Here is a 24,928-nt window from a genome sequence, read left to right on the forward strand (position 1 = left end):
GGAGGTGCATCATGTCCGTAGATACCCACCCACCGGCCGCCGGAGTTCCGACGGCTCATACGTTCGACGAATTTGTCGAACGCTATCTCAATTACCTTCGTTCGGTTGACTACGCTCCGTCCACGCTTCGTAAGAAACGGCGAGTGATTGCCGCGTTCGCGCAATGGATTCGGTCCGAGAAGCCCGTGATGACTGTTCTCAAAGACCAAGACATCGAAGTGTTCTCGTCATGCTTGTACCGCGCCGGACCCTACAGGCTGTCGTTCGTACGGCGCACTTTGACGCATCTGTTCAGGTATCTTCGCACGCAAACTGAGTTTGCGACGCCGACCATATCAGCGAACGTTGATTCTCGCGCCGACGAACTGTTGCGAGCCTACACTCAATTTCTGCGCTCTGATCGTGGATTGACCGAATGTTCGGTTCGTGTCTATTCGCCCTTTGTCCGGGCATTTCTCTCCGAGCGAGCAGTTGGAATCAATGTCGATGCGGCGGACTGGTTCAGTGCAGCTGCAATCCGAAGTTTCCTTCTGGACCACGCCAGAAACCACTCAAGCGAGTATTCGCGCCTGCTCGCTATAGCACTCCGATCGTTTTGCCGATTTCTTTTCATTCACGGTCACATAGAACGTGATCTCTCAGTTTGCGTTCCTACCGTACGTCGCTGGCGCCACGCAGAGATTCCCGCGTTTCTTACGCCTGAACAGGTCGAGCGAATGCTGGCGACCACCGATCGGCCTACGTCAAGTGGGCGCCGCAATCGCGCAATCCTGCTTTTACTTGCACGGCTTGGCTTGCGTCCCGGGGAAGTTGCGGCACTTGAGCTTGACGATCTCCATTGGCGAACCGGTGAGATCACAATACACGGCAAAGGACGGGCTGTGCAATGTTTGCCCCTACTTCCCGATGTTGGCGAAGCGCTGGCGGCATACCTTCGTGAGGATCGCGGCATCTGTCGATCGCGACGCGTTTTTCTACGAGAGAAAGCTCCGTGTGGTGAACTGGCCGGGCCGGGGGCCATCGGCCAGATCGTATGTCAGGCGCTTGCGCGTGCGGGAATCGAGAGAACAAGTCGCGGAGCGGCCCATTTGCTGCGGCACAGCCTCGCGACACAAATGATCCGTCATGGGGCATCACTCTCGCAAATCGCCGAGGTGTTGCGACATCGCACGGAGAACACCACCGCGATCTATACGAAGGTTTCTTGCGAGGCACTACGTGCCGTGGCGAAGCCTTGGCCTGTCCCGGGAGACATGTGATGACCACTCTTCGTGAATCACTGAAGCAATACATTGATCTGCGCCGTGCGTTTGGAACCAAGTATCAGGAGCCCGCACAAACGCTCGGATATTTCGTCGACTTCATGGAGCGTAAGGGAGCGCGACTCATCACCACAAAGCTGGCCATGCAGTGGGCCATGCAACCTCAGGGTGTACAACATGCCACATGGGCACGACGACTTACGATGGTAAGGCGATTCGCATGCTGGCTCAGCGCTAGCGAACCACTTACGCAGGTGCCACCTCCACGTCTTATCGCCGGAAGAAGACGTCGCAAACTGCCGTACATATTCTCGGACGACGAGATAACCCGCCTCATGAGTGCGGCAGCGGAACTGTCTTCGCCGTCGGGACTGCGTGCGGCGACGTACACGACGCTCATTGGGCTGTATGCGGCAACGGGGCTGCGCCCCGGCGAAGCGTGGGCTCTCGACCGGTCGGATGTAGATTTGCGCAGCGGCATCCTCACGATCCGGCAAAGCAAATTCGGCAAGTCGCGCTTGGTCCCGGTCTCCGAATCCACGCGACTGGCGCTTGAGCGATATCAACAGCGAAGGATTGAATGCGCTCCGCAATTGCGCAGCGAAGCCTTCTTCCTATCGGAGCGCGGAAGGCGACTTAATGCAACATCCGTTCGCCGTACCTTCGCGAAGGTTTCTCGTACTGTCGGCTTGCGTGTCGACGTTGGGAATGGGCGCGTCGGCCACGGTCCCAGATTGCAGGATATCCGTCACAGCTTCGCCACACGAACGCTCATCGATTGGTACCGAGGTGTTTGGACGTAGGCCTGGAACTGCCGAAGTTGGCCACTTACCTTGGTCACGTAGACGTGGGGCACACCTACTGGTACGTCGAAGGAGTTCCGGAACTGCTTGGCCTGGCCGCCGAGCGGCTAGGCTCTCATGTGTCGAGAGGCCGGGTATGAATACGCCAACGTTGGCCCCGCTACTTCAACGGTTCTTTACCGATCGGCTATTAGGCCAGCTGGGCGCGAGCCCACACACAGTCGCGAGTTACCGCGATACATTTCGCCTACTGCTTCTGTTCGCTTCAGAGCAGTTCAAGCGAGCGCCTTCCTCATTGCTGGCGGAGAACCTTGATGTCCGCTTCCTCTCGAGGTTTCTCGATCATCTCGAGCGTGACCGAGGCAATACTCCGCGTACGCGCAATACGCGTCTTTCCGCGCTTCATGCCTTCTTTCAATACGTGGCATTAAATGAGCCGGCGCTCGCATTACACTGCCAGCGAGTCCTCGCGATGCCGGCAAAGCGTTGTGAACATCACCCCGTCGAGTTCCTCAAGGATGACGAGGTCAGTGCGCTTATAGCGTCACCTGACGTTCGCACCTGGATCGGTCGGCGCGATCGGGCCTTACTGCTGCTTGCTGTCCAGACCGGCCTTCGCAACAGCGAAATCACGTCGCTGCGAAACCGGGACCTGCAATTGGGAGTCGGCGCCCATGTTCGCTGCATGGGAAAGGGTCGCAAGGCACGCTGTACGCCTTTGCGTCCAGACGTCGTCGCGATTCTCAAGGAATGGTTCGAGGAACAACACGGTGCGCCTGATGATCCGCTGTTTCCCGCTCTGACCGGCAATCGCCTCAGCGCCGACGCTCTCCAAAGGCTCGTTGCGCGTCATGTCGCGACCGCAGAGCAGATCTGTCCTTCGCTGAAGCTCAAGAACGTCACGCCACACACGCTACGCCACGCCGCTGCAATGACATTGTTAAGACGAGGTGTGGACTTGAGTGTCATCGCACTTTGGCTCGGCCACGAATCTACCGAGTCAACACAGATTTACCTGCACGCTGACATGGAACTCAAGGAACGTGCTCTGTCTCATGTGTCGCGATCCGGGCAAGTCCCCGGTCGATATCAGCCGCCGGACTCATTGCTTGCATTCCTCGAGGGGCTTTGATTATGCCGCTCGTCAAGCGTTCGATCCGAGCGCCGCCGGCATCTGCAGTGAGGCAATCCAGTGCGCGCGGCATAATTCCACCGGCGGCATTACCCCTGCGAAAACGCGATTCGCCCCTTCTGCGTAGGGCGCCGCTCATGGTTGTTCTCAGACACCGTCGATGGCGCGAATGCTAGCGCCAATCTCTATGCATTGGTCGAAACCTGCAAGGCCAATCGAATCGACCCGTATCGCTACCTCACCTGGCTGTTCCAGCGGTTGCCTCTGGCAAAGACGGTCGATGACTACGACGCGCTGCTTCCCTGGAAGCTGCCGGCCAATCTCCGCTGATCGCGTTCCTACCACGCTTCACGCGCTCCACCACCTGAATTGAGCGGCGTCGCTGATGGACCGCATACGCTTCAATCATCGAATCGATGACGGAGACCAAACCTTCTCGAATCACGACAGCGTCAGCACTCCACCGCATGTGGCGGGTCCAAGCAAACCGAGGAATGGCGACGTGAAACCAAGGATCTTTCCATTCGCGTTTCCTGTCAGGCGTGCGAATATAAGCAAACTCGAACTCATTGGGTCCATTGCCATGACTTTTCGCAAGAAGGTATTGCTTGTCGATGACGAGCTTGACGCCGTAGAGGCCATGTCATTGCTACTTGAGCTGGAAGGTTACGATGTGCGCGTTGCTGGCAGCGGTGCGAACGCCCTAAGAGCCGCCGAGACGTTCTTGTCAGATGTGGCGCTCATGACGAAAGGATGCCGCAAATGAGCGGGGGCGAGCTTGCGGGAGTCCTTCGCGGAAATTCCGCGCTAAGTCGAATGAGGATGGTTGCGTTGAGCGGCTTTGGTCAAGAGGCCGATGTTCAAAGGTCAAAAAATGCAGGCTTTGATTTGCATCTGACCAAGCCGGTTTCTGTCGATGAGATTATCAGGGCAATTGAGAAGAGGTAGGCTGCCGGTTCATGCGAGCTGGGGCGTTTCGGCCCCGGCAGGCGAGCGTCAGCGAATGGGGCCGCGAACACTCGCGCTGAACCATCGACAGGAGATTTATTACTCAAGTCGGGCTGTCGTCTGAGTTCGGCTCCGCCGTCGAACCGGCCACGCCTAGCTGCTGTCTCGCCTTCTCCCAATATTCTTCGGAACGCCCGTCCGGACTTCCATCCTTCTCCCAAAGATAGAACGCGAGCGTACGAATCTGGTCCTGGGTAACTGGCATATCCATTTCAAACTCCAGAAAAACAGTCAAGTGATCATGGCTTTGCCGCTACGGGTCAATCAAGTACCTGCGTCACAGTGAACGCGCGCGACCGCCACTGAAGAGGCGCAGGATAGCAAGCAGGATGACGGCACCGATTAGAGCTGTAATCAGCGTCGCGATGATGCCGCCGCCCAGGTGCAATCCGAGAACTCCACCGAGCCATCCTCCAATGAATGCGCCAACAATCCCCACGAGGATGTCGACAAGAATGCCGAAGCCGCCACCATCGACAATGCGACCAGCCAACGCGCCGGCGATGCCGCCAATAATTAGCCAGAAAATGATTCCATGCGAGACCGGGTCCATTCAGTTCTCCTGGAGCCGCCACGCCGGCGGCCAACAAGAGCTCGGTTTTGAGACTGTTGATTGCACCGTCGATACCCGCTGCGTCGCAGTGCAATCAACAGATGTCGTGGTAGATAAGAATCAGGTGGACTCTGACAACGGCGGCGCTGGCCGCCGGGCGACGAGTCGGCTTACTTGCCTAAGGCCTCTGCCGCCACCTTTTCCTCAGCGAGCAGAGAAAGCTTGTCATCGGTAGCTTTTTCTTCCTTCAGCGTTTCGGCCAGCAGCTTGACAGCAGCCGTTTCACCGAGCTGTTTGGCCAGCGCTATCAACGAGCCGTACGATGCAATTTCGTAGTGCTCCACTTTCTGTGCTGCTGCGATGAGGGCCGTGTCGAGAACCGGGCCTTTCTCGATTTCGTCTATCTGCTCCTGGCCTTCTTCGACCAGACCTTCCATGGCAACGCACTTGATGCGCTTGAGTTTGATTCCGCTGGCTTCGACGACCTGGTCAATTCTTTCAATCTGGCCTTGCGTTTCTTCCAGGTGCGTCTCGAATGCCGACCGGAGGTCAGGACTGGTTGCCGCCCGCGCCATCTTGGGAAGTGACTTCGTCATCTGCTTTTCGGCACTATAAATGTCGGATAGGGAATGAATGAACAAATCCTTCAGGGTCTTGGTAGCCATAGTTCCTCCTTCAGTCGGTTGGGCCCCGCAGCTTCCAGAAAGCGCGGCGTACCGGACTCCGCGCAACCAGCATGCCACGGTGACCGGACGATAACTCCGCGGTTGAACGCTCGCGCACTTGCTGCGGACCAGACGGGCCCGCGGCAGTCTTGGCCGGAGTACCAAGGGAGTAGCTCTGGAGCCGCGGGACCCCTACTCGGGCGGAGAGGCGGCGTCCGCACGCCGTTTTCGCATTTCCGAAGGCGAAAGTCGATTTCTTTAAAAATCGGGAACCGGCAAAAACCGGGACATAAGTCAAACGCCAAACTTTGCCCCCACTCGGGAACGCCGCATGCGCAGTCAGCAGCGCAGTGCTTTTCATAGCGTGCGGCCTGAGCTGCACATTCGCCGGAGCAGTTTGCTGCGAGACCCGGGACGCCCGACAGGGTGCGCCTGCCCCGATGCAGCGCGCCGCTGTTCGGGCTTCAAAACCAGCCCGATTAGCAGTATCGAAGTAAAAGCGCTAGCAGTAGCAATCAAGGTAGTCGGCAGCTCAATGCAGGCGACGGCGAGACCTGTTCGATCTTCAGCGCAGTGCGAGTGGCGCGAACAGGTCGTCCCCAGCATGCGGTACCACAAAGCTGTGTGCGCCTCACCACAACGGAGCCCTTATGTACCCCGAGACCATGAACCCGTTCTCCCCGCGTCAACCTGAAACGGCCGTCGAAGCAGCTTTTGCCTGCACTAACGAGGTGTTTGCCGGAATTGAGAGGGTTGTCCAATTGAACGTCCAGACTGTCAAAACCTCACTGTCCGAGCAGCAGGCGTTGGGCGACGCGGCGCTTTCTGCCCAATCCGTCAGCGAAGTAATCGATCTTCAGTCACAGCAGTTCCAGGCCGCGCTCACGAAGACCTTTGCATACTGGCGGCATGTGGAAGACATCGCTGTTCGCACGCGAAATGAGCTCTTCTCGGCGATGCAGGAGCACTTCGGAAGTTCGCTTCAGACGTTCGCGGAGATATTCGACGTCGCGTCGTCCGGCGGATTCGTCGCTCACGAGCGGATCGCCACGCGCCGCTGAGCACGCGGCGCGGGCCTCTTTCCGGACGTTCGAGCGAGTCGAGGTCAGGGCGAGCATCCTGGCAGGAGTGCGGGGCGCGGGTCCCCGCGATTGCGGTTCGCCAGCAATCTGCATACCCCTACCAAACGCGTCTCGGCGCCTGCGTGAGACGCATGCGCATCGGCGCCTCGTGAGGCGGCGCATGGAGGTCGATCCTGGCCGCTACCCATGAACGTGCCTGCATTCTGGAGTACTAAATGAGCCACGCACGTTTACCAGCCTAGTGCCACCTTCATCGGGCAAAACCTGTCACTTCGTTGCGTTGCGATGACGGTCTCCCAACAATAGGTCGCCCGGTACTCGGGGCGGCAAAAAAGCCGGGGGGCGCGGCACCTCTCCGACGGGATTACGCGAGCAGTGCACGAAGGTCTTTATCGGTCCGTGTGTCGTGCGTCGGCATTGCACTCGTGCTTCTTCGTCTGCGAAAGAAAAGCGGACCGCTATGCCCGCGGTAGCGGGTCGATCAGTGGTGCCGATTCCTGACTGTTTCTTGTGCGCCAATCGCCGTCCGGCGCCGGCTGGGCTCTTCGTGCGCCACGCGCACATCCTTTACCGATATCGGTCACGCATTTGTCTGTTTGCGCACACATTCGTCTGACAGGATGTTCGGCTCCGGGTAAAAAGCCGGCTGGTTGCCTGTGTTTGGCCACGAGTCCGCGCGAACGGCCTTCTATCCGAACTGCAACACCTGTCGCATTTGGTTGAACGGGCGGCACCGCATCGAAGCTGGCAATCGACAGACGCCTGCGATGAGTTATGCACAGACTTGTGAACAGATTTTGTGGATAACTCGTGTGTCCCGCAACGCATGTGGATAAGTCCTATCTCACAAGTTGCACGCCGCTGGGCCATCGATAGCTTGAGCTTTCAGGGTGGATTGTCGAATCGCATTCGCCTTGAATGCCGCTGGGGGCAACCTATCCTTGTGATGATTCCGTTTTAAGGAGACGACCATGGATCGAGCTGCAGTGGACGTGGCATTTTGACACCAGGCACATGTTTCTGGACATGTCCGACGGTCCACTGTTCAATTTCCATCGGACTGGTTTCCTGTGCTACAGGCAGCCACGGCGGCCGAGCGCAAACACTTTGCCATCCCCCTGGACCATGAGCAGATATTCTGGCCTGAAACAGATGAAGACGTGACGTTCCAACTTTATTAGTCGTAAAGTCGACATCTTTAATTCGTTCTACGACTACCGCGCAGCGTTCACAGAGCGTCCCATTTATCTGTCCGCGGAGGACACCTGACCGGCACTGTCGAATGTTGCGATCCAGATAGCGGATGCGTAATCCGCGATCATTCCCGATGGGAACCGGCCGGGGCGCGCGCAAGCGGAAGCGTGCCCGTGAACGTTGCGCCGAAGCCGCGACCTTCGCTAGCCACCGCGATGGTTCCTCGGTGTGAAGTCACAATATGTCTTGCCAGCCACAGTCCGAGGCCGAGGCCGCCAACACGGCCGCTCGATTGAGGCGCAATCTGCAGGAAGCGGTCAAACACGAGTGGCAACGCGGCAGGAGCGATCCCGCGCCCCGTATCAGCTATGGTCACTTCGGCATGACCGTCCACCGCTTTCACCGATATATCGATGCTGCCGGTTTCGGTGAATTTGACGGCGTTGGTCAGAAGGTTCCATATGACCTGTTTCATCCGGCTCTCGTCAGCCATTACGACGCAGGGCGAGATTTTGAGGGCATGCAACTGCAAGCTCTTGTGCTCGGCGAGCTTGCGCACGTCCGCTACCATTGCAGCGAGAGCACCCAGATCGACGGGCTGGAGGGTCACTGAAAGTTTGCCGGTAGCAATCGCGCCGCTGTCGAGGAGGTCGTCGACCATATGTGTCAACTGTCTGCTGTTGCGGCGGATGGCTTCGCCTGCCCGCGCCACGTCTGACGGGCCCGCGGCGGAGCTGGAGCACTTCCGCCCATGAAACAACCGCGCGGAGGGGCGAACGAAGCTCGTGGCTCACCGATGCAATGAACTCGTCCATCGTGCGCGTCAGCGCTTCGCTGTGCTCGCGCGCTGAGCGCTCTAAGTTTGCGAGCGTATCAAGCTCACGTTCCTTGTGCGATGTGACATCGAGCGTGAAACCGATCACGGATCGCATCGTCCCATCCTCGCTGAACTGACTTACGCCACGGACGAGCACCCAGCGTTGTCCGTTTGGCGACGTCACATTCTGCTCCGCTTCGAACGGTCGTCCACTCTCCAGCGCTCGCCAGTTCGTGACGGCTTCCACCGGCCCCCCTCGCATCTAACGCATTCTGTCGCGGCATCCATCTCCCAGGCGCCGACACCTGTAAGTGCAAGCGCCTGCTCAAGCTGAGTTGCGTGACTATCAGATCAGTTCTCTGCCTGAACCATGGGTGCCCGCTGCCACCCGGCATCTGAGCGGACTCCCGCGTTTTCGCGGTCCTCGTTGACCTCAGGCGCGCGCCGCGACGTCGTCATAGCGCAAGGTGATCAGGGCCGGCTCGCAGACCACCCCGGGAATGAACGAAGCATATATCTGCCATTCGCGCCGTTGCCAGAAACCATGGTCGTGCGTATCTGCCTTTACGTCCAGCTCGACCACGGGTGATTGGCCGCTCTGCCCGACGCGCAGATTGCCTGCGATCGAGTGGATGAACTGTTTGTGCCGCTGGTCGAGTTGAAACGGATGTCCGGCGCGTGCACCCGATATGGTTGGACTGCTGCCGAACCGGGCAAGCCACGCTGTGTTTGCCGCGACCGGCGCAAGGTTGCTGCCGAGCACGAGGTACGGCTCGGCAAGGCGCTCGAACAAGGCGGCCACTGCGATCATCGGTCTCTCCATGCCGGACCCGGCGCAAATCCGACTGCCCCGCGCGACATCTGACGGGCACGCTGCTCAGATTGCGGTTGCTGCCGGGTGGGGTGCATTTTCCCTTCAACCCTGTATCAGATTTTCAATCGTTGCGAGGAAAGCTTCCATCCGTGCCGGCTTTCTGAGAACGGAGTCCCACAATCTATGGCCCGCGACCGTGCCAATGTGCGCCGAGGTATGTAAAAGGATTGGAATGTCCGCCCACGCCGGGTTCTCGCGGACCGTTCGACAAAGATCCTCTTCGTTCATGCCGGGCATCATCAGATCCGTGATGAGAAGATCGGGTGCGCGACGCGTGATAAGCTCAAGCGCTTCCCGCCCATCGCGTGCCCGCTCCACGTCGTAACCGACGTGCTCAAGCGCGAAACTCCACGCTTCGAGCAACTCGGGTTCGTCATCAACAAGAAGAATACGCGTCATGGACAGCCTGAAACCAATGCGTTAGACCGACCGAAAAACACCACGACGCAGGTGAGTGAGCTACTCCCCTGAGCTGGGACCATTGGCATCGGCTGCGTCATTGCAATGGCCCGCATGCTGCGCAAGGAGGCCAACCAGACGGGCCGGAGCGTAGGGCTTCCGGAGGATCGCAGCGAAGAGGGGCCGTTCGCGTTGCGTTACAGGCTCGGGCACCGCGCTGCACAGGATGATTGGCAGATGGCGGAACTCATCTCTCTCTCGCAGGGTTTGAGCAAGCTCCAGGCCCGACATCACGGGCATCATGAGATCGGTGATGACAAGCGCTGGTCGCACGCGGTCTACAACGTCCGGAGCCTCCCTGCCGTTGGAGACGGCATGGACTGCATATCCTTCGCGTTCCAGCAGGAAGGTCAGGAAGTCAGTAACGAGCGACTCGTCGTCAACCACAATCAGGGGACCCATGCGCCTGGCCCGCGCTTACCGGCCGTCCGCCTTGCGACCGGTCACCGTGCCGATAGCCGCACCTGGCACGGTGCCGGTCACGTGTAAGCCGACACCGGAACCGGCGATTGCAACCTCCGCGACCGACGTATCGAACACGCTGTCCCGAACCTTCACGGCGGAAAGGGACCGCCGAAGGACGCCGTCCACCATTGCGTGCTGCATGCCAATCACGTTGTCAATCTGACTCAGGATTTCGGGCGACGGATTTGTGACCCAGGGGCCGGACAATTCCTTGACTTCCCAGGTGCAGACCGTCGTTACTCCCAGGGAGCGAAGCTCATTGGTAAGCGCGGCAAAAAACTCGACCATACGATGCGGTTCAACCGTGGCGCGCTCGAAGCCCGCTAGACCATCGATGAACAGCCTTTCAGCATTCGTTGAGCGGACTGCTTTCAGCAGATCGTAGGCGAGCTTGTCGAGCAGGTTCTCCGTGAGGGGACGCCATAGTACTGTCAATGCCTTCGACCCGACGAGTGCCGGCAGGTCGATATCGAGCGCGGCAGCCTTCGCGGCCAGGCGCTCCGGCGTTTCGTAGAAGCCAAAATGTACGGCAGGACGCTCCGGCGTCGCGAGCCGCAGAAAGCCGATCCCGAAAGTCGTCTTCCCACTGCCCGCAGGGCCGACGACCGCCGTTACCGAGCTTCCCGGGATGCCCCCATGCAGACGCTCGTCGAGCCCATCGGTACCGGTGCTGCGCATGTCCGTGCCTGGTCGATCCGTTCCGGACGGATTGGCGAGGGCTGCCTCCAGCCGGGGGTACACGTCAATGCCGCGGCTACTGATTTCAAAAAAGGTGCATTCCGCCCAGTGCGCGGCTGCCGCGCGATTTTGCCACCCGTAGGCGCCGTACGGTGCGCGAGGCAAATAGGCTTTCCTCCAGTTGAAGCACTCCGTCAACCATCGTGTGTTCCGGACTGGACTCGTCGATGCGTGCGCTCGTCAGGAACAGCATGGTGCAGCCGGTGAATGCGGCGTGGCCCTGCAGCTCTGCGACGAAGGTTTTGACGTCGAGGTTGGTCTGACCGGTTTCGCGTGCGTCAAGCAGCCCGTCCAGCACAAGCATGCTGGCGTTCAGGCGCGCGAGCTCGCCGCGTAGCATCGCCACGAGGGCAGGGAGGCCCTCATCTCGCAGGATACGGAAAAGGCTGACATAGGTCAGTTCATGTCCAACCCGTGATGCATCGTAGAACTCGAGCGTCGAAACGACTGGAACAGCCGGTCGTGCGACTCAGCAAGCAGTGTCACGTAAAGGACCTTGCGTCCCTCCCTCGCCTGCGCGAAGGCGATCTGATTTGCGAGGATCGTCTTGCCCGCTCCCCGTCGGCCCTGGAAGATGTACGACGATCCTGCCACCAGCCCGCCACGTAGATCTCGTCAAGTCCGGGAACGTCGCTTGATAGCCGCGTAAGCGTCTTGTCCATGGGTGAATCCGTGAAGAGGACAGGTTACGCCGACCGGCGAGTGAGTATTGCACCGATGAACCGGCGTCCGGCGGCTCGGCTGTGCCGACCGCCTTCCGAATCCGGAAGTTTACCCGCATCCCCCGCCGCAAAGCTTGGCGGATGCAAACATTGCTGGCTGCAAGTGCCTCGCCAATACTGCTGCTGGCTTCGAAAGTCTGACCACCGGCAGCACTGGTCCGGATGTGCGGTTCGCCGTGTGACGAACCGCTGCCGGCGGTCCACCGGGGAGTGCCGCCGGGCCGGAAGCCCTCATCCAGATGTGTCGCTGGAGCCGGTGTCGTGGCCAGACATGGTTTGTATCCTGAATTCGCTCGTCGCACCAGCCTGATTACCGGCACGCGTCGCCGTCAGCGCGAACAAGCCACCACCCGCAGCGATGGCCTTGTCGCTACGGTTGGGTAGTATCCTTGCTCGAACTGGCGGAACCCTCTTTGTCGGGCTCATTTCGCTGGTCTTTCCCTGAACTGCTTTTGGCGACGCCCAGCTCGTCCAGTTTGTCATCGATCTTTTTCGAATCGCCGCTCTTGAGCCGTTCTTGCGCAACCTTGTCGTCCTCTTCTTTCGTCATCATGGCACCTCAAAAAATGATAATTTGGAGCGCGCAAGTCCCGTTCCCGCGCGACCGATGCGGGACTTTCCGGTGTGTGAGATATCCCGTTTGAGAATCAGCGGACGAATGAAATGAAGCGTCTTGAGCGCGACCAAGGTTGACAGAACCGAGATATATGGGAATGGCGCAGTTCGCTTACTGCTCGTGTCGCCACTGACGTATGGACAGCTCGATCGAAGCCTCGACGGCCTCCTTTGCGCAATCACGGCTTCGCCTGCGGGAACAGCCGTTGCGCGACCGGTCGGGCACTGTCCGTTGTCGGCGCAGGTAACAGCACTGTATCCAGACCGACGTGCAGTTGGCGGTCACGGCCGCGTCCAGTCAAATTGTCCCGGAGATATGTCATGAGTGATCGCCGAACCATGGACATCTACAGGTACGACCCGGCTCAAGGGAAGCCAGTCTCGCTTTGGCAGAATGGCGCAAAACGCGACACCTAACTCTCCCGGTGACTACTTGCTCGTTCCGGGCGTGACGGATATCGCAACCGCTTCGCTATGCACAATCTCAACCTGATCACCCTGGCGAATGTTCTTCAGCTGCTCCGGGTCCACCAACATATCCATCGTGCCCTGCGGCCCCTTTATTGTGACGTGTGTCCCCTTTGCATCAACGGCAACGACATCGCCCACTACCGTCACCTCACGACTGATTGCGCCGCCCGGTTCGGTCCCGGACGCGGCCGGATGCACGATCTGCCGCTCCGTGGCAGACCGCGGGCCGCTTGTTTTTCTGAGACTCAGAGACCTCGCCTCCCGGTACTCGGTGGTGACCACATCGCCCACCTTGAGCTGATCAAAATTGCGCACTTCCTCGCCCGCCTCAAGTTTTTCGACGCGGCCGTTCTTGTCCTTGAGCGTGACGGTCCGGGTAGCGGGATCAATGGCGACGACCGTGGCAATGACCGTTGCCGTTCCTGTCACGGTGGTCTTGTCTGTTCCTTTTGTGATCTCCACAGACGTCTGTGGCTGGGCAAATGCCGGGCCGGTCATCATGACGACGGCGGCCGCCACAAGGAAATACTGGATCTTCATTGCCGTGCTCCTTGCATGGATGCTCGCTCACCATTACTGGGGAAACATAGCCAGATGTAAGCCTGAGCCATGGAGACCCCTAACCCCATCCATCCGGCGCGAGTGCCGTGGAACAAAGGCGAGTTATCTGCACAGAAGCCGCCGCTGAAGCTGCCGGAAATCTGGGACAGTCGGTCAACCGCGTAACATGTATGGCAGAGGTAACGGCACAAGCTGACGCTCACATAACGCCCCTATCTGCGCTGGAATGCTCACTGGACGACATTTCGACGAGCGTCTGCGCGGACCGGCGATCACACTCCGAACACTCATGCAGACAGGCTTGGCAAGCTGGATATCGTGGACGTCGGTTTGGAGGAGCAAATGGGAAAGCGCCACATTATTGCCATCGGAGGATCGCTGGGCGGGCTTGACGCATTGCGCCGGCTGGTCTGCACGTTGCCTGCGGACTTTCCTGCGGCGTTTCTGGGTGTTCTGCATACCGGGCCAACAAGTCCTCGACTGCTTGCCCAGATTGTCGGATCGTCGACGTCCTTGAAGGTGGCCTACGCTGAAAACGACGAGGTTCAGGCGGGGCAACTCCTTCTAGCTCCTCCTGACTGTCATATGACGGTTCGGCCACCGGGCATAGTAAGTCTGGATCATAGTCCAAAAATTCGTCACGCACGGCCGGCGGTGGACCGGTTGTTCGAGTCCGTCGCTCAACCTACGGAGCTCGCGCAGTCGGAATAGTGTTGTCTGGTGGGGATCATGACGGCACAGACGGGATCGAGGCAATCAAACCTGCGGGCGGCCTGGCTATCGTTCAAGACCCACGCGATGCGTACGATCCTCAGATGCCATTCAACGCCGATCGAGACGATCATCCCAATTTCATTACACCAGTCGATGAGATCGGGCCGCTGCTCAAAAGGTTGGTCCTGGGTGACAGCTGACGCGACACCTCACGGAACAAGCTCTGACCAGCTCCTGGATGCGGGAAGGCCACGGACATACAGCGTCAAACCCGCAAGCGGCGAGGTCGACGACATCGGTTTCAGCTGCTAGAGGCACAAGCGCAACCGTTCTGGCCTGCGGGGCTGCCGCACGCGCGCCTAACGTTAGCAGGAGACTTTCAGAAAGTCGGTGGGGAACCGCGATCACGGCAACGCTCGGTTCGAACGTCTGGATGAAAGGAATGGATGGGAACGGCTCCGAGACAGCAAGGGCAGGCACGTTGTTGACCTTCAATAGGATCGCGATCGACTCTGCCACAGTAATGTCACTGTGTACTACGAGCGCACGAAGCGGGGCAGCCGAAGCCGGAGAGGCAGACGCCCGGTCCCTTGCACGCGGTGCAGATCCCAAGGCTGTTGCGCGCAACTCCAGCAGAGTGCTTCGCCATACGACGTACGCAGTCTCATAGGCCAAAATGGCTGTGTCCGATGCCTTGCCACCAAACTGAGGTGCTGCTGCTTCTGCCATCATCCGGCAAAAGGCGTCTTCCAGCCTGGCAAGCACAAGTTCAACGCGCTCGGCCAAAGCGGGCGGCACTTGCATGAGCGCATCGGTCATAAGTAGAAAGTCATCCCCGGGACGTGCCATTTAGTGTAGTGAATTTTCCGATGCTTTCCTATCAAGTGTCACCTTGGGCCGCGTGCCAGCGCGGACGGAGCCGCTCTGTTGCGCGAAATGCTGACTACCCGCTTACAGAAGGTATAACCGGTGGGTTCAGCGAGGACAAGCGGGCGCTATGCCAGGCGGGGCGGGCGTCGCCACCATATACTCCCTCGTCGGCGTCAACGGGCAACGAATGGACGATCAGCAGAGGCAGCATTACCGGAAACAGGCGAACGACGTGATACGCCTGACGTTATCCCGCATCGGGGAGGCGCGGCAACGGGTGAAGCATCTGCAAATTGGGAGCGGAGACCATGCCGGGTGCGAACTGACAGTGACTTAACTGAAACATAGCTTGGCAGCCATGCTTGCGCTTCGGAAGTCCGCTGGTAAATAGGTGCGATAACGCATATCCACGACCGTCAATGCGCGGGACTGCGGTTCCAATCCTTTGAGCCTCATGTGCTTGGCATTCGGAGGTGTCGCGAATGTCTCGTTTAGGCCGTCTCGGACACATACGATGGAGAGGCATGTTCGACCATTACGGGGTCGACATGCGACGTTGCCTGCGCCGGGTCAGGGCAATCAAGCGTTTTGTACGCCTTTCAGCAAGCCTTTGCCCCGCGTTGTGCAAACCGTACCCTTCTGTTTCAGGAACGGCGGCGCACACCTCAGCTGCTAACCGTGCGCGCCCCTTCCCGTACCGGACACTACTCGCCCGGGCTATACAGATCGAGCAGCTTGAGCGTCACGCCGTTGGTCCACCCGAAGCCGTCCTGCAACGGATATTCGCCTCCGCCTCCGCCGCCGGTTCCCGCGCCTTCTACCACGTACTTCTCGACCAGCTTCTTATCGGACGCATAGACGCCCTTTACGTCCGTCAGAAACCGCGTGCCGACCTGCTGCGCGAGCGCATCCTGCCCGTAACGCGTCAGACCTTCGATCGCGATCCAGTGCAGCGGCGCCCAGCCATTCGGCGCGTCCCATTGCTGTGTCGTGTTGTACGTGGTCGTCACGAGCCCTCCCGGCTGCAGAAGCGTCGATTGCACCTGGTGAGCCGTCTTCTGCGCGCGTTCCGGCCATGCTGCACCTACGAACAGCGGATACAGCATCGCCGCCGTCTTGTTGTCCCGCGGCTTCCCGAGCTTCCAGTCATAGTCCCCGTAATAGCCGTTAGCATTCCACAGGTACCGGTTGATGCCCACCGCACGTTTGACCGCGCGCTCGGCGAACTCGCCCACACAGCGGAAATCGTGGGTCTCGCCACAGCCTTGCGCAATGGTCGTTTCCGAGTGGAACAGGAGGCTGTTCAGATCGACGGGGATGATCGACGTGGTGCGGACCGTCGCGAGCGTCATGTTGTCGCCGAACCAGCGTGAGCTGAAATCCCAACCGCTTTCGGCTGTCGCGCGCAGCTCACGATAAACCTCGCCTGGAGTTCGGCCTGTGGCCTGCTGCGCAGTCTGCACGTCCTCCAGGTACGACTCGTCACGCGGTGTATCGAGCTCATCCCAATAGCGGTTGAGCACCGTATGGTCCGGCATCACCACGACGTTGCGAGTCGCGTCGCCCGGCCGGGTCGAGCCCGCTCCCTGCATCCAGTATGCGTACTCCTTGCGCAGGGCCGGCAGATATTTCTGATACACCTTGCCGCCTTCGACCTTCGCCGCGAGCGTCACCATGTACGAGAAAAACGGCGGCTGCGAACGGTCCAGGTAATACGTACGATTGCCGTTCGGAATGTGGCCGAATGTATCGATCTCGTACGCAAAGTTGTCGAGCATATCGTCGACGAGATCCTCTCGGCCGGATTCCTGGAGCCCAAGCATCGTGAAATAGGTGTCCCAGTAGTAGCCCTCGCGGAAGCGTCCGCCTGGCACGACATAGGGTTTCGGCAATGGAATCAGCGAACTGTTCGCCGGCGCGCTCGCCGTGGTCCGAGTGAGCGCGGGCCACAGCCAGTTGATATGCTCGCGCAGCGTCTGATTCGGGGGCGGTGTGATAACCGGCTCGCTGGGCGGTGTGAAGTACTGGTTGACAAAGCTTGCCAGCGAAAAACCGGGGTTGTTCTTTTGCTGTTCATACAGCTGGACGATCGCGGCAGGGTCCGCGTTCGGAGTTGCATCGACGAATGTCTTCTGATCCGGATAGATCTGTCCGATCTGGACCGCTATGAATAGATCGCCGTACAGCTTGTCCGGAGGCGGTGGAAGCGCGCCACCGACCTGGGTGTCTGCGAAGCAGACCTTAGAAAGACAGGTGAGGACAACGAATCCCGAAACGGCCGCCGCCTGCTTCGCGCTTCGTTGTCGAGACGTGCCGGCTGCAGGGCGTGATGAAGTCAGGGCGATGGCAATGTTGCAGCGAACTTTCGACGTAACAATCATGTCTCCTCCGAAGGAATGGACAACAGGATTGGTCTCCGGCGCACGCCCTCATTTTTCTAACGATGTTGGGCGAGAGCAGCATGGCATAGAATCGGGCACGGTTCAAATCCTCGCGGACGCGATGAAGCAGGCGACCTGGCGCCGAGCCCGTGACAGCATGTCGGTAGACGCCCCTCGTGAACCTCCGGTGCCAGAACAGTTGAATGGCGGCTGTGGGTTGCAATGGACCGATCGGCGACAGACGGTAGGCGGCCGATGCTGTTGAAAAAGTCGGTGACTGTCGTTTTACCCGGTTTTCATGGGTCGCTGTACCCTTAGCCGGTGCTCGCGAGCGGTTTGTGGGGCGATCTGAGAGGTCGAATTTTTCGCTTGCGGTGTTAGGGCGACGCGCTACGACTTTTTCAACAGCATCGGCCAACTACAGCCATTCAGCCGCGCTGTCACGCGAACCTTCGAAAGTCGGCTTCACTCAGGTATCCGACCTTCCCTGACGATCATGTTTTTCGCGTCATCGGCGATTCCTGGCAGGCGCGAGCCGCCCCGATCAAGAGGGATTACTGACCCACTTCTTTAAGTGTCAGAGAATTCTTCACGGACGTAACGCCGGGCACACCCTTTGCTATCTCGCCGGCCTTTTCGATCTGCGTCGAGTCAGTGACGGATCCTGCGAGCGCCACTGCGCCGCCTTTTGCAATTACGTTGAGCCGGGAAGTGGTGACGCCTCCCTTCGAGAGCGCGACAAGCACTTTCTTGCCGAGTGCGCGATTCGCCTGTCTGGTGGCTTTCGCGCTTCCTCCGCCTGCCGGCGCCATACTGGACTGAGTCGACGGCGCAGCGGATTCGCTAGTCTGCGACCACGCATTGACGGATACCACGACGATCAATGCGCCGCCCATCAGCTTGAATGTCCTGATTGCTTTCATTTCTCGCTCCTGTTAAGCCACGATAGATCCCACAGAGATCGCTGGTCTGAGCCTGACAACCAACCTGAAACCGATGATCATGCTAGTCGGGTCATCGACCATTGCGGACGACGCGACGAGGTCGCGCGCATACCGGAGCGATACTCTGACCGCCGGCGCGAGACGCTCAGCGCAGTGTTGCGCCATTCGCAGCCGCGGATTCAACGTCATGACGCGCTTGACGGCTTCCCTGACCTGCTCCATGTCTCGACGCTCCGTACTCGAATTGTCGTTGCGGCGCAGCCATGTGAAAATACCCACGTTCGCGCCCCTGCAACTTCCGTCATTCGGAGATCTTCGTCCTCTGCTGCGACTATCCGGCACTGGCCGCATCATCTGTCGCGCGCAACGCAGCGTTGGCCATGACCAGCAGCCCAGCATCGTGATCGCGCAGCGCCGAATCGATTGTGTCGAAAGCGGTCTTCAATTCCTTGCGCGCCGGCTTCGTTGCCTGCCGCTTTCAGAAATGAATTCAGCCTCCCTTTTCAGTCGCTTGACCAGCTTCGCCCCGCACCGGCTATCGAGCGTGCCTTCACGGACGAACGAGTTGATTTGCATTGTCAGTGCCACCAGCGTCGCTTCGGTCGTTTCATTTGAGCCGCCGATATCGTCGGACAGGGATTCCTTGCTCATCAGAGTTCTCCCGGCTTTTGCCCGTCGAATCAAACAGGCTGGAAGCGATCACACAAACTTTTAATCAAAAAATAGTTACAAAAGTCTGTCCCGGCGCGGAAAGGCGTGGCCTGCGCGAAGGCGATATTACGTACCTTACATAAGCTTAGCAGCCGGCGCCGCAGAAAGGCTCCGCTTTCGCCAAATGGCCATCTCGGCCATAGCGGATGCGAATGGGAAGACGAAGGACAGAGAAGCGCCCGTTATGGATGCTCCCGGTTGCGGATTGCGGTCACAGTGCTTTTGGCACTTGTGTGGCTGGAAGCGAACCTGGACGCTCCCCTTTGCAATGAGCCGGGGGCCACCACGCTCATTCCGCCGAATGCAATGATTGCCATGGTCAGGCGCGCCGCGGCTCGTACGCCCGCAAGAGCAGAACGGTTGCACTTATAGTAGGACACGCTCGTGCCTAAAGGCAGGCCGGGGGACGTCGCATGCCCAGGCCTTCCGGCTAAAGTCGGCGGCGCGAAACGGCCATTCGCGCTGTACAAAGCGAAATCATTGCGAACGTCCCAAAACGCTGCCGGATCGTTGACCAGCCTACGCGACGGAGACAACGAACGTGGTACGCTGGAAGCGGTCGCGTACAGGTGACGAAGGGCCCTATGTCCGTAGAGGGGCGCGTGCCGCCGATCACAAAGGGGCGCGGTTCAGATTGCGAATGCATTTTGCGCTGTGGCAGCACGCGGCCCGGCCTGTGTGAAAACGTGCTGATCGCCTAAACTGAAGCAACGCATTCAGATCGGGTGGGCATATGAAGCGATTCGTCGAAGGCGAAGACCGAAGACAAGCCGTCTTGCTACCCGAGTATCTCGACGACTATGTCGCCGACGACAACCCGGTCCGTGTAGTGGATGTCTTCGTCGACGAACTTGATCTGCGTGATCTCGGCTTTGACGGAACTGCGCCAGCTACAACAGGGCGGCCTTCTTATCATCCATCCGTTCTGCTTAAGATATATATCTACGGCTATCTCAATCGCATTCAGTCGAGCCGGCGCCTGGAGCGCGAGACTCAACGCAATATCGAGCTCATGTGGCTCACGGGCCGCCTTTCACCGGATTTCAAGACCATTGCCGACTTTCGCCGTGACAACGGCAAAGCGATTCGCAATGTATGCCGGCAATTCATCGTGTTGTGCCGTAACCTGGACCTGTTCTCAAAGTCGATTGTGGCCATTGACGGCAGCAAGTTCAAAGCCGTCAACAATCGTGATCGCAACTTCACGAGTGGTAAGGTCCGGGCACGCATGCAGCAGATTGATGAGAGCATCGCGCGTTACCTTGCGGCGATGGAGACCTCGGACCGGACGCAATCCGATGTCGCCGAGGCGAAGACGAGCCGCATCAGCGACAAGATCAAGAAGCTCAGGCAGCAGATGCAAGACCTCAAGGCAATGGAGCAGCGACTGCGCGACTCACCCGATGGACAGGTCTCGCTGACTGATCCGGACGCGCGTTCCATGGCCGCCAGCGGTCGGGGAACAGGGATGGTTGGCTACAACGTTCAGACGGCCGTTGATGCCACGTCGCATCTGATCGTGGCACACGAGGTCACCAATCTTGGCAATGATTGTAACCAGCTGACGAACATGGCCGGGCAGGCGCGAGCGGCTACTGGCATCGAAAATCTGACCGTTGTTGCTGACCGGGGGTACTTCAAGGGCGAGGAAATCCTGCAATGCGATGAGGCGGGTATTACGGCATTCGTTCCCAAACCACTGACGTCGGGCAGTAAAGCAGATGGGTACTTCGGCAAGCAGGACTTTGTCTACGTTGCCGAAGATGATGAGTACCGTTGCCCAGCGCAACAGCGGCTCACCTGGCGTTTCACAAACATCGAGCACGGTATGACGCTGCATTGCTACTCGAGTTCGGCTTGTGCTACCTGCGCAATCAGAAAGCAATGCACATCCGGGAAGCAGGCCCGCCGGATAAAGCGCTGGGAGCATGAGGGCGTAGTCGAAGCAATGCAGCAGCGACTCCATCAGAAGCCGGAAATGATGCGCATACGCCGTCAGACCGTGGAGCATCCGTTTGGTACGCTCAAGTTCTGGATGGGCGCGACGCACTTCCTGATGAAGACACGCGAGCATGTCAGCACCGAGATGAGTCTGCATGTGCTCGCATACAACCTCAAGCGTGTCATGGCGATCTTAGGCACTGCGGCGTTAATGCAAAAGATGAGGGCCTGAAGAGAGGCCTTACATCAAACCGGCTGCACTGCGGCGAACCGGAGCGCTTCTGGAACTCGTCGATGAATCTTCGCATTCTGACCAGCCCGAAGGTCCTCCAACCATACAGCGGGCTAAAACAGCCGCCAATGGCCGTGATCGAAGGTACGAACTCGTCGAGCCACATCGGTTCGCGTTTTTACACAACCTGGGCCATCTTCGGGCATTCACCCACGCCGTCGCGCAGACATTCGAACGTCGGCTCCGCACCAGATGCCGTTGAAAAAGCTTGACGGACTACCTCAGGGCGTGAAACCGGCGTTCGCCAGCGCTTTGTAGGCCGCTCCGAGAGGTCGATTTTCTCACCGGCGATTTGAAAAAACAGAGCAGCGACTTTTTCAACAGCATCGGCCATGAAGGGTCATTCGGCAGTGCCATTGATCCGCCATTCCGGCGTCGGCTTTGCTCGATAAGCCGCCACGGAGGCCCGCTGGCCACCAGCGGTTCTGCTCCCCAGAAGACATTTCGCCGATAAGAGGGACAGGCCATGCGTACGACATTCACTACCGCCACTTTCGCCAGCCACCACACGCTCAATAGGGCGCAAACCATCACGAGAAAATTCGGCCTGGCTGCCACCGGTACCCTTTCGATCCTGTTCGTTGCGCGGCGGAGGGGCAGGCGCATCTCCACTGCCGGCCGCCGCCGCAACACGTCTTCCGCTATCACACCACTTGGCGACTGACCGCCAGTTTCATACGCTAGAGGTGCGCCTTTCGTTGTTCGACTTCTTGGGCTTTCCACGCGACACGCTTTTTTCAAAAGGAGAATAGTGATGGCAAACGCGACCAAGTGGGCCACGGTTCTAAGCCACTGCATTGCCGGGTCAGGTCAAAAAACAGCAAGTCGCGTTTCTTGTTGGCGCTGCCTTCGCGTTTGGCTCAGGGTCCTCTGCGCCCTTCTGCTGGCGGGCAACCTCGCCCAGGCTGCTACTATCCATGGCGGCGATATCCTGGTTGTCGACGCTCGTGCGAGCAAGCTGTTTCTTGTAGATCCCAGGACTGGCGCCCGCACTGTCATCAGTGACTTTCTGGATCCGTCACAAGGGCCCGTGGACAGATCGTTTCTCGCGGGCGTCGCCATAGGACGGGGGCAGATATTCGTCACCGCTGCCACCGTCGGCATTTACGCGGTTGATCCACGTACCGGTAACCGAACCCTTGTGAGCGACTTTACTAGCGGAGCATTTCGTGGAGACGTCTTTGGCTCGGCAGTGGATGCGTCCGGACGTCTCATGACAAACTGGGCGCAACCGCAATACGGTGGCGCTCCGAGGTCAATTGTTCGCATAGATCCACTGACGGGCACCCGCGTTGTGGTCAGCGATCTCACGAACACAGCCCAAGGCGACGTGTTCAATTGTTGTGTCGCGTACTTTACCGACCTCGCGCTCGAGAAAACCGGGGCGATCGTCGCAAGCGTTACGTGGTTCATCCCCGTCGGCCCGAGCCGGGACGTAGGAGACATGTACCGGGTCGATCCGCTTAGGGGTCAACGATCGCTGCTCAGCGATTTCACCAACCCGGCACAGGGTGCCACCGACCTGGTACCCTCAACCGGCATTGCCATCGAAACCTCCGGGCAGATCCTGGTCAATTCGCACGGGTCGGCAATTGCGCCCGTCCCCAAAAATCTACTGCTGCGAATTGATCCCAATACCGGGAACCGTGCTGTGGTCAGCGATTTCGACAATGTTGCGCAAGGACCGCTGGGGTGGCGCCTTTCCGGCATCGCCCTGGAGCAGCGGGGGGCGGGTGGAATAATTGTGGGCGCCGGTAACCCAGCGAATCGGGCCGCCGAGCCAACCGTGCTCTTCCGGATTGACCGGCAGACCGGGCAACGGACTTTGCTTAGTAATTCGAGCGATCCGAAACAGGGACCTCCGTTCGTATGGATCTTTGAGATTGCGGTTGTGCCGGAAAACGCCAACGATGCGGGCTTTGTTGCCGCACCGCCAATAAATTCGTTCGCGAGTCCGTTCGGACCAGTCAAATGAAATGCAGCGCAGTCACTCGAAATTCGTCGAGGCCTCAGGTGTTCCTGGGAGCGTTGAGATTGAAGAAGATGCCCACGTCGCTGGCCTTGGGTGGCCGCGGGCATGGATTGATAGCCACGGTAGTGACGTCACCTTTGCCGCGGACAGCAGTTTCAGGGGCAATGGAATCGGCGGTAAGTGCGCCGGCATCCGACTCTGGAGGCGGCGGTCTCCAACGCAGTGGTCCTGCTGTGCTCGCCCAGCCCGTGGAGAGAGCTGAAGGGCAAGGCAGTAAATTGCCCGATACGGATAATACGGCCGCGTCGAAGGCGAAGCCTGCGCCAGCTGTGATGAAAGACTTTCTTGCAGACACGCAAGACGCCGTCGTTACGAGGTATCGTGTCGTATCGGAACCGACCGACGACTTTGTTCACGACAGCCCTCGGAAGGCGATAGCGTTTGCGGTGCTGGGCGGCGTGATTGTCGGGATGCTGGGCGCCCGCTGACGATGTGACTGTCGGGGCGGCCCTCAAAAGAAACAAACGGTGTTGGCCGGTTGTGGAGTGCGTCCGGTCAGACGGGCACACTCCTGTTCGCAGACTTACACAGTGCCAGCCGCGCCGGGGCGCCGCTGGCGAAAGCCGCACGGCACTAACGGCCGAGAGCCTCGGCCGCCAATTCTCCTCGGCAATCAGGGACAGTCTCTGGGCGGTGGCCTTTTCTTCTTCCAACGTAGCGGCCAAAAGTTTGACAGACTCTGTTTCGCCCAACTGTTTCGCCAGCGCTATCAACGAGCCATATCCTGCAATTTCGTAGTGTTCCACTTTCTGCGCCGCTGCGATAAGCGCCGTGTCCAGCAGTGGGCTCATTTCATCTCGTCGATCTGCTCCTGACCTTCCTCGTTAGGACCCTCCATGGCAAGCATCTGATGCGCTTGAGCTTGATTCCAGTAGCCTCGACGACCCGGTCAATTCTCTCGATCTGACCACGCGCTTCCTCCAGATGCATCTCGAATGCCGACCTGAGGCCCCGATTGGTCGACGCCCGTGCCATCCTGGGCAGCGACTTCGTCATCTGCTTTTCCGCGCTATAAATATCCGACAGCATAGCTCTTGTATGCGTCGATATCGACCATGACAATCCCGAGGCGACTGCGGCCGTCTTTCGAGAACTCCGGCTGCGATTGAAGTGCCAGTTCGCGGTCGAAGTACCGGCGGTTAAAAACGCCGGTCAGTCCGTCCCGGAACGCAAACCCATGCAATTGACTTCGCTCATCTGCGAGGCGTTGCTCTGCCGAGAAGTGTCGCTTGTCGGCCAACCTCGTCTCCACGATGCGCCCGGTTTTCAAATCCCCCTCACGATATTCCTGTCGGAACTAGTACAAGATCCCTCAAATAGCTTTAATAATTGTCTGGCTGCAAATAAGGTTGCAGGAGCGTGACAACCAGTTGAGCCATTTCGGCGAGCGAACCTGAGCCAGGCAGAGGTTCCCATCGCCCGCTATGGCTACGAAAGGCCGCACCATAAAGATTGCGGCCGAGTTCACTCAGGCGTGCCACAACGGTCGACTCCTGATTGTCCAGGCGCTTGATCAGCAGATGACGCCCGTAAGCCTGCGTGACCACCTGGTCGTGGCCCAACAATTCGCGCAGCTGACGCTGCAGTTCGCTTGCATGATGTTTCGCGGGTAAGGCAGGCAT

27 protein-coding genes and 3 pseudogenes are annotated in these 24,928 nt (G+C 59.0%); 11 read left to right on the plus strand and 19 right to left on the minus strand.

All coding sequences use genetic code 11. The features are described 5' to 3' along the window. The first annotated feature begins 11 nt into the window (after positions 1-11). From P0D84_RS39270 to P0D84_RS39295, 6 genes and pseudogenes are all read left to right on the plus strand, one after another. Positions 12-1,259, plus strand: a complete 1,248-nt coding sequence (locus P0D84_RS39270; protein ID WP_408346591.1) for a tyrosine-type recombinase/integrase — start codon at positions 12-14, stop codon at positions 1,257-1,259. Next, the gene (locus P0D84_RS39275) at positions 1,259-2,065 is read left to right on the plus strand and encodes a tyrosine-type recombinase/integrase (protein WP_408346594.1); all 807 of its coding nucleotides are present in this window, start codon (positions 1,259-1,261) and stop codon (positions 2,063-2,065) included. The genes P0D84_RS39270 and P0D84_RS39275 overlap by 1 nt, the downstream gene beginning before the upstream one ends. Positions 2,066-2,201: 136 nt before the next feature. Continuing rightward, positions 2,202-3,197, plus strand: a complete 996-nt coding sequence (locus tag P0D84_RS39280; protein ID WP_408346597.1) for a tyrosine-type recombinase/integrase — start codon at positions 2,202-2,204, stop codon at positions 3,195-3,197. A 96-nt stretch (positions 3,198-3,293) separates the two neighbouring features. Next, positions 3,294-3,527, plus strand: a pseudogene (locus P0D84_RS39285) (transposase domain-containing protein); the annotation flags it as partial. Positions 3,528-3,582: 55 nt separating this feature from the next. After that, positions 3,583-3,963, plus strand: coding sequence for a response regulator (locus P0D84_RS39290; protein ID WP_408347196.1), 381 nt, complete (start codon positions 3,583-3,585; stop codon positions 3,961-3,963). After that, positions 3,960-4,145, plus strand: a complete 186-nt coding sequence (locus P0D84_RS39295; protein WP_408347199.1) for a response regulator — start codon at positions 3,960-3,962, stop codon at positions 4,143-4,145. The genes P0D84_RS39290 and P0D84_RS39295 overlap by 4 nt, the downstream gene beginning before the upstream one ends. Before the next feature lie 103 nt (positions 4,146-4,248). Here the strand turns inward: P0D84_RS39295 and P0D84_RS39300 are convergent, their stop codons facing one another. The 3 genes from P0D84_RS39300 to P0D84_RS39310 form a co-directional block, all read right to left on the minus strand. After that, positions 4,249-4,416, minus strand: coding sequence for a DUF2934 domain-containing protein (locus P0D84_RS39300; protein WP_408347202.1), 168 nt, complete (start codon positions 4,414-4,416; stop codon positions 4,249-4,251). 66 nt (positions 4,417-4,482) lie between these two features. Next, a complete protein-coding gene (locus tag P0D84_RS39305; protein ID WP_408347205.1) occupies positions 4,483-4,758 on the minus strand; it encodes a GlsB/YeaQ/YmgE family stress response membrane protein in 276 nt (91 codons plus the stop codon). Between the two features lie 170 nt (positions 4,759-4,928). Next, positions 4,929-5,423: a YciE/YciF ferroxidase family protein gene (locus P0D84_RS39310; RefSeq protein WP_408347208.1), complete on the minus strand. Its 495-nt coding sequence runs from the start codon at positions 5,421-5,423 to the stop codon at positions 4,929-4,931. A 650-nt stretch (positions 5,424-6,073) separates the two neighbouring features. On the opposite strand from P0D84_RS39310, the gene P0D84_RS39315 reads away from it, so the two are divergent. Together P0D84_RS39315 and P0D84_RS39320 are read left to right on the plus strand one after the other, a co-directional pair. Further along, complete coding sequence (locus P0D84_RS39315) at positions 6,074-6,484, plus strand: phasin family protein (RefSeq protein WP_408347211.1); 411 nt, start codon at positions 6,074-6,076, stop codon at positions 6,482-6,484. A 1,091-nt stretch (positions 6,485-7,575) separates the two neighbouring features. After that, positions 7,576-7,686, plus strand: coding sequence for a DUF2442 domain-containing protein (locus P0D84_RS39320; protein ID WP_408347214.1), 111 nt, complete (start codon positions 7,576-7,578; stop codon positions 7,684-7,686). Between the two features lie 137 nt (positions 7,687-7,823). On the opposite strand, the gene P0D84_RS39325 is transcribed toward P0D84_RS39320, so the two are convergent. The 9 genes from P0D84_RS39325 to P0D84_RS39365 all read right to left on the minus strand — a co-directional run bounded on the left by P0D84_RS39325 (position 7,824) and on the right by P0D84_RS39365 (position 13,400). Further along, on the minus strand, positions 7,824-8,360 hold the full coding sequence (locus P0D84_RS39325; protein ID WP_408347217.1) for a sensor histidine kinase: 537 nt from the start codon (positions 8,358-8,360) through the stop codon (positions 7,824-7,826). A gap of 589 nt (positions 8,361-8,949) precedes the next feature. After that, positions 8,950-9,327 carry a hypothetical protein gene (locus P0D84_RS39330; RefSeq protein ID WP_408347220.1) on the minus strand — a complete coding sequence of 126 codons (378 nt, stop codon included), beginning with the start codon at positions 9,325-9,327 and terminating at the stop codon, positions 8,950-8,952. Between the two features lie 105 nt (positions 9,328-9,432). Beyond that, complete coding sequence (locus P0D84_RS39335; RefSeq protein WP_408347223.1) at positions 9,433-9,789, minus strand: response regulator; 357 nt, start codon at positions 9,787-9,789, stop codon at positions 9,433-9,435. Between the two features lie 60 nt (positions 9,790-9,849). Further along, the gene (locus P0D84_RS39340) at positions 9,850-10,251 is read right to left on the minus strand and encodes a response regulator (protein WP_408347226.1); all 402 of its coding nucleotides are present in this window, start codon (positions 10,249-10,251) and stop codon (positions 9,850-9,852) included. 15 nt (positions 10,252-10,266) lie between these two features. Continuing rightward, positions 10,267-10,992, minus strand: a complete 726-nt coding sequence (locus tag P0D84_RS39345; protein ID WP_408347229.1) for an ATPase domain-containing protein — start codon at positions 10,990-10,992, stop codon at positions 10,267-10,269. 85 nt (positions 10,993-11,077) lie between these two features. Beyond that, positions 11,078-11,398 (minus strand): hypothetical protein, encoded by a 321-nt coding sequence (locus P0D84_RS39350; RefSeq protein WP_408347232.1) that lies wholly within the window; start codon positions 11,396-11,398, stop codon positions 11,078-11,080. 50 nt (positions 11,399-11,448) lie between these two features. Beyond that, positions 11,449-11,646, minus strand: coding sequence for an ATPase domain-containing protein (locus P0D84_RS39355; RefSeq protein ID WP_408347235.1), 198 nt, complete (start codon positions 11,644-11,646; stop codon positions 11,449-11,451). A gap of 498 nt (positions 11,647-12,144) precedes the next feature. Beyond that, positions 12,145-12,327 carry a hypothetical protein gene (locus P0D84_RS39360; RefSeq protein WP_408347238.1) on the minus strand — a complete coding sequence of 61 codons (183 nt, stop codon included), beginning with the start codon at positions 12,325-12,327 and terminating at the stop codon, positions 12,145-12,147. A 491-nt stretch (positions 12,328-12,818) separates the two neighbouring features. Beyond that, complete coding sequence (locus tag P0D84_RS39365) at positions 12,819-13,400, minus strand: hypothetical protein (RefSeq protein WP_408347241.1); 582 nt, start codon at positions 13,398-13,400, stop codon at positions 12,819-12,821. A 363-nt stretch (positions 13,401-13,763) separates the two neighbouring features. Between P0D84_RS39365 and P0D84_RS39370 the strand changes: the two are divergent. Then, positions 13,764-14,335 (plus strand): annotated as a pseudogene (locus tag P0D84_RS39370) (chemotaxis protein CheB). A gap of 1,374 nt (positions 14,336-15,709) precedes the next feature. Here P0D84_RS39370 and treA read toward each other — a convergent pair. The 3 genes from treA to P0D84_RS39385 form a co-directional block, all read right to left on the minus strand. After that, the gene (gene treA, locus P0D84_RS39375; protein ID WP_408347243.1) at positions 15,710-17,386 is read right to left on the minus strand and encodes an alpha,alpha-trehalase TreA; all 1,677 of its coding nucleotides are present in this window, start codon (positions 17,384-17,386) and stop codon (positions 15,710-15,712) included. Positions 17,387-17,940: 554 nt separating this feature from the next. Next, a complete protein-coding gene (locus P0D84_RS39380; RefSeq protein ID WP_408347246.1) occupies positions 17,941-18,309 on the minus strand; it encodes a BON domain-containing protein in 369 nt (122 codons plus the stop codon). 462 nt (positions 18,310-18,771) lie between these two features. Beyond that, positions 18,772-18,981, minus strand: coding sequence for a hypothetical protein (locus tag P0D84_RS39385; protein ID WP_408347249.1), 210 nt, complete (start codon positions 18,979-18,981; stop codon positions 18,772-18,774). Between the two features lie 793 nt (positions 18,982-19,774). On the opposite strand from P0D84_RS39385, the gene P0D84_RS39390 reads away from it, so the two are divergent. Continuing rightward, a complete protein-coding gene (locus tag P0D84_RS39390; RefSeq protein ID WP_408347252.1) occupies positions 19,775-21,214 on the plus strand; it encodes an IS1182 family transposase in 1,440 nt (479 codons plus the stop codon). Between the two features lie 178 nt (positions 21,215-21,392). Here P0D84_RS39390 and P0D84_RS39395 read toward each other — a convergent pair whose 3' ends face one another. Then, positions 21,393-21,608: a hypothetical protein gene (locus P0D84_RS39395; protein WP_408347255.1), complete on the minus strand. Its 216-nt coding sequence runs from the start codon at positions 21,606-21,608 to the stop codon at positions 21,393-21,395. 420 nt (positions 21,609-22,028) lie between these two features. On the opposite strand from P0D84_RS39395, the gene P0D84_RS39400 reads away from it, so the two are divergent. Further along, positions 22,029-23,249, plus strand: a complete 1,221-nt coding sequence (locus tag P0D84_RS39400; protein WP_408347258.1) for an SMP-30/gluconolactonase/LRE family protein — start codon at positions 22,029-22,031, stop codon at positions 23,247-23,249. 662 nt (positions 23,250-23,911) lie between these two features. On the opposite strand, the pseudogene P0D84_RS39405 reads toward P0D84_RS39400, so the two are convergent. The 3 genes and pseudogenes from P0D84_RS39405 to P0D84_RS39415 all read right to left on the minus strand — a co-directional run. Further along, positions 23,912-24,335: pseudogene (locus tag P0D84_RS39405) on the minus strand (YciE/YciF ferroxidase family protein); the annotation flags it as partial. After that, on the minus strand, positions 24,316-24,546 hold the full coding sequence (locus tag P0D84_RS39410) for a diguanylate cyclase domain-containing protein (protein ID WP_408347262.1): 231 nt from the start codon (positions 24,544-24,546) through the stop codon (positions 24,316-24,318). The pseudogene P0D84_RS39405 and the gene P0D84_RS39410, both read right to left, overlap by 20 nt. An 82-nt stretch (positions 24,547-24,628) precedes the next feature. Next, positions 24,629-24,928, minus strand: a complete 300-nt coding sequence (locus P0D84_RS39415; RefSeq protein WP_169491107.1) for a hypothetical protein — start codon at positions 24,926-24,928, stop codon at positions 24,629-24,631.

The sequence above is a fragment of the Paraburkholderia sp. RL17-337-BIB-A genome, assembly GCF_046025895.1.
Classification (GTDB): Bacteria; Pseudomonadota; Gammaproteobacteria; order Burkholderiales; family Burkholderiaceae; genus Paraburkholderia; species Paraburkholderia fungorum_C.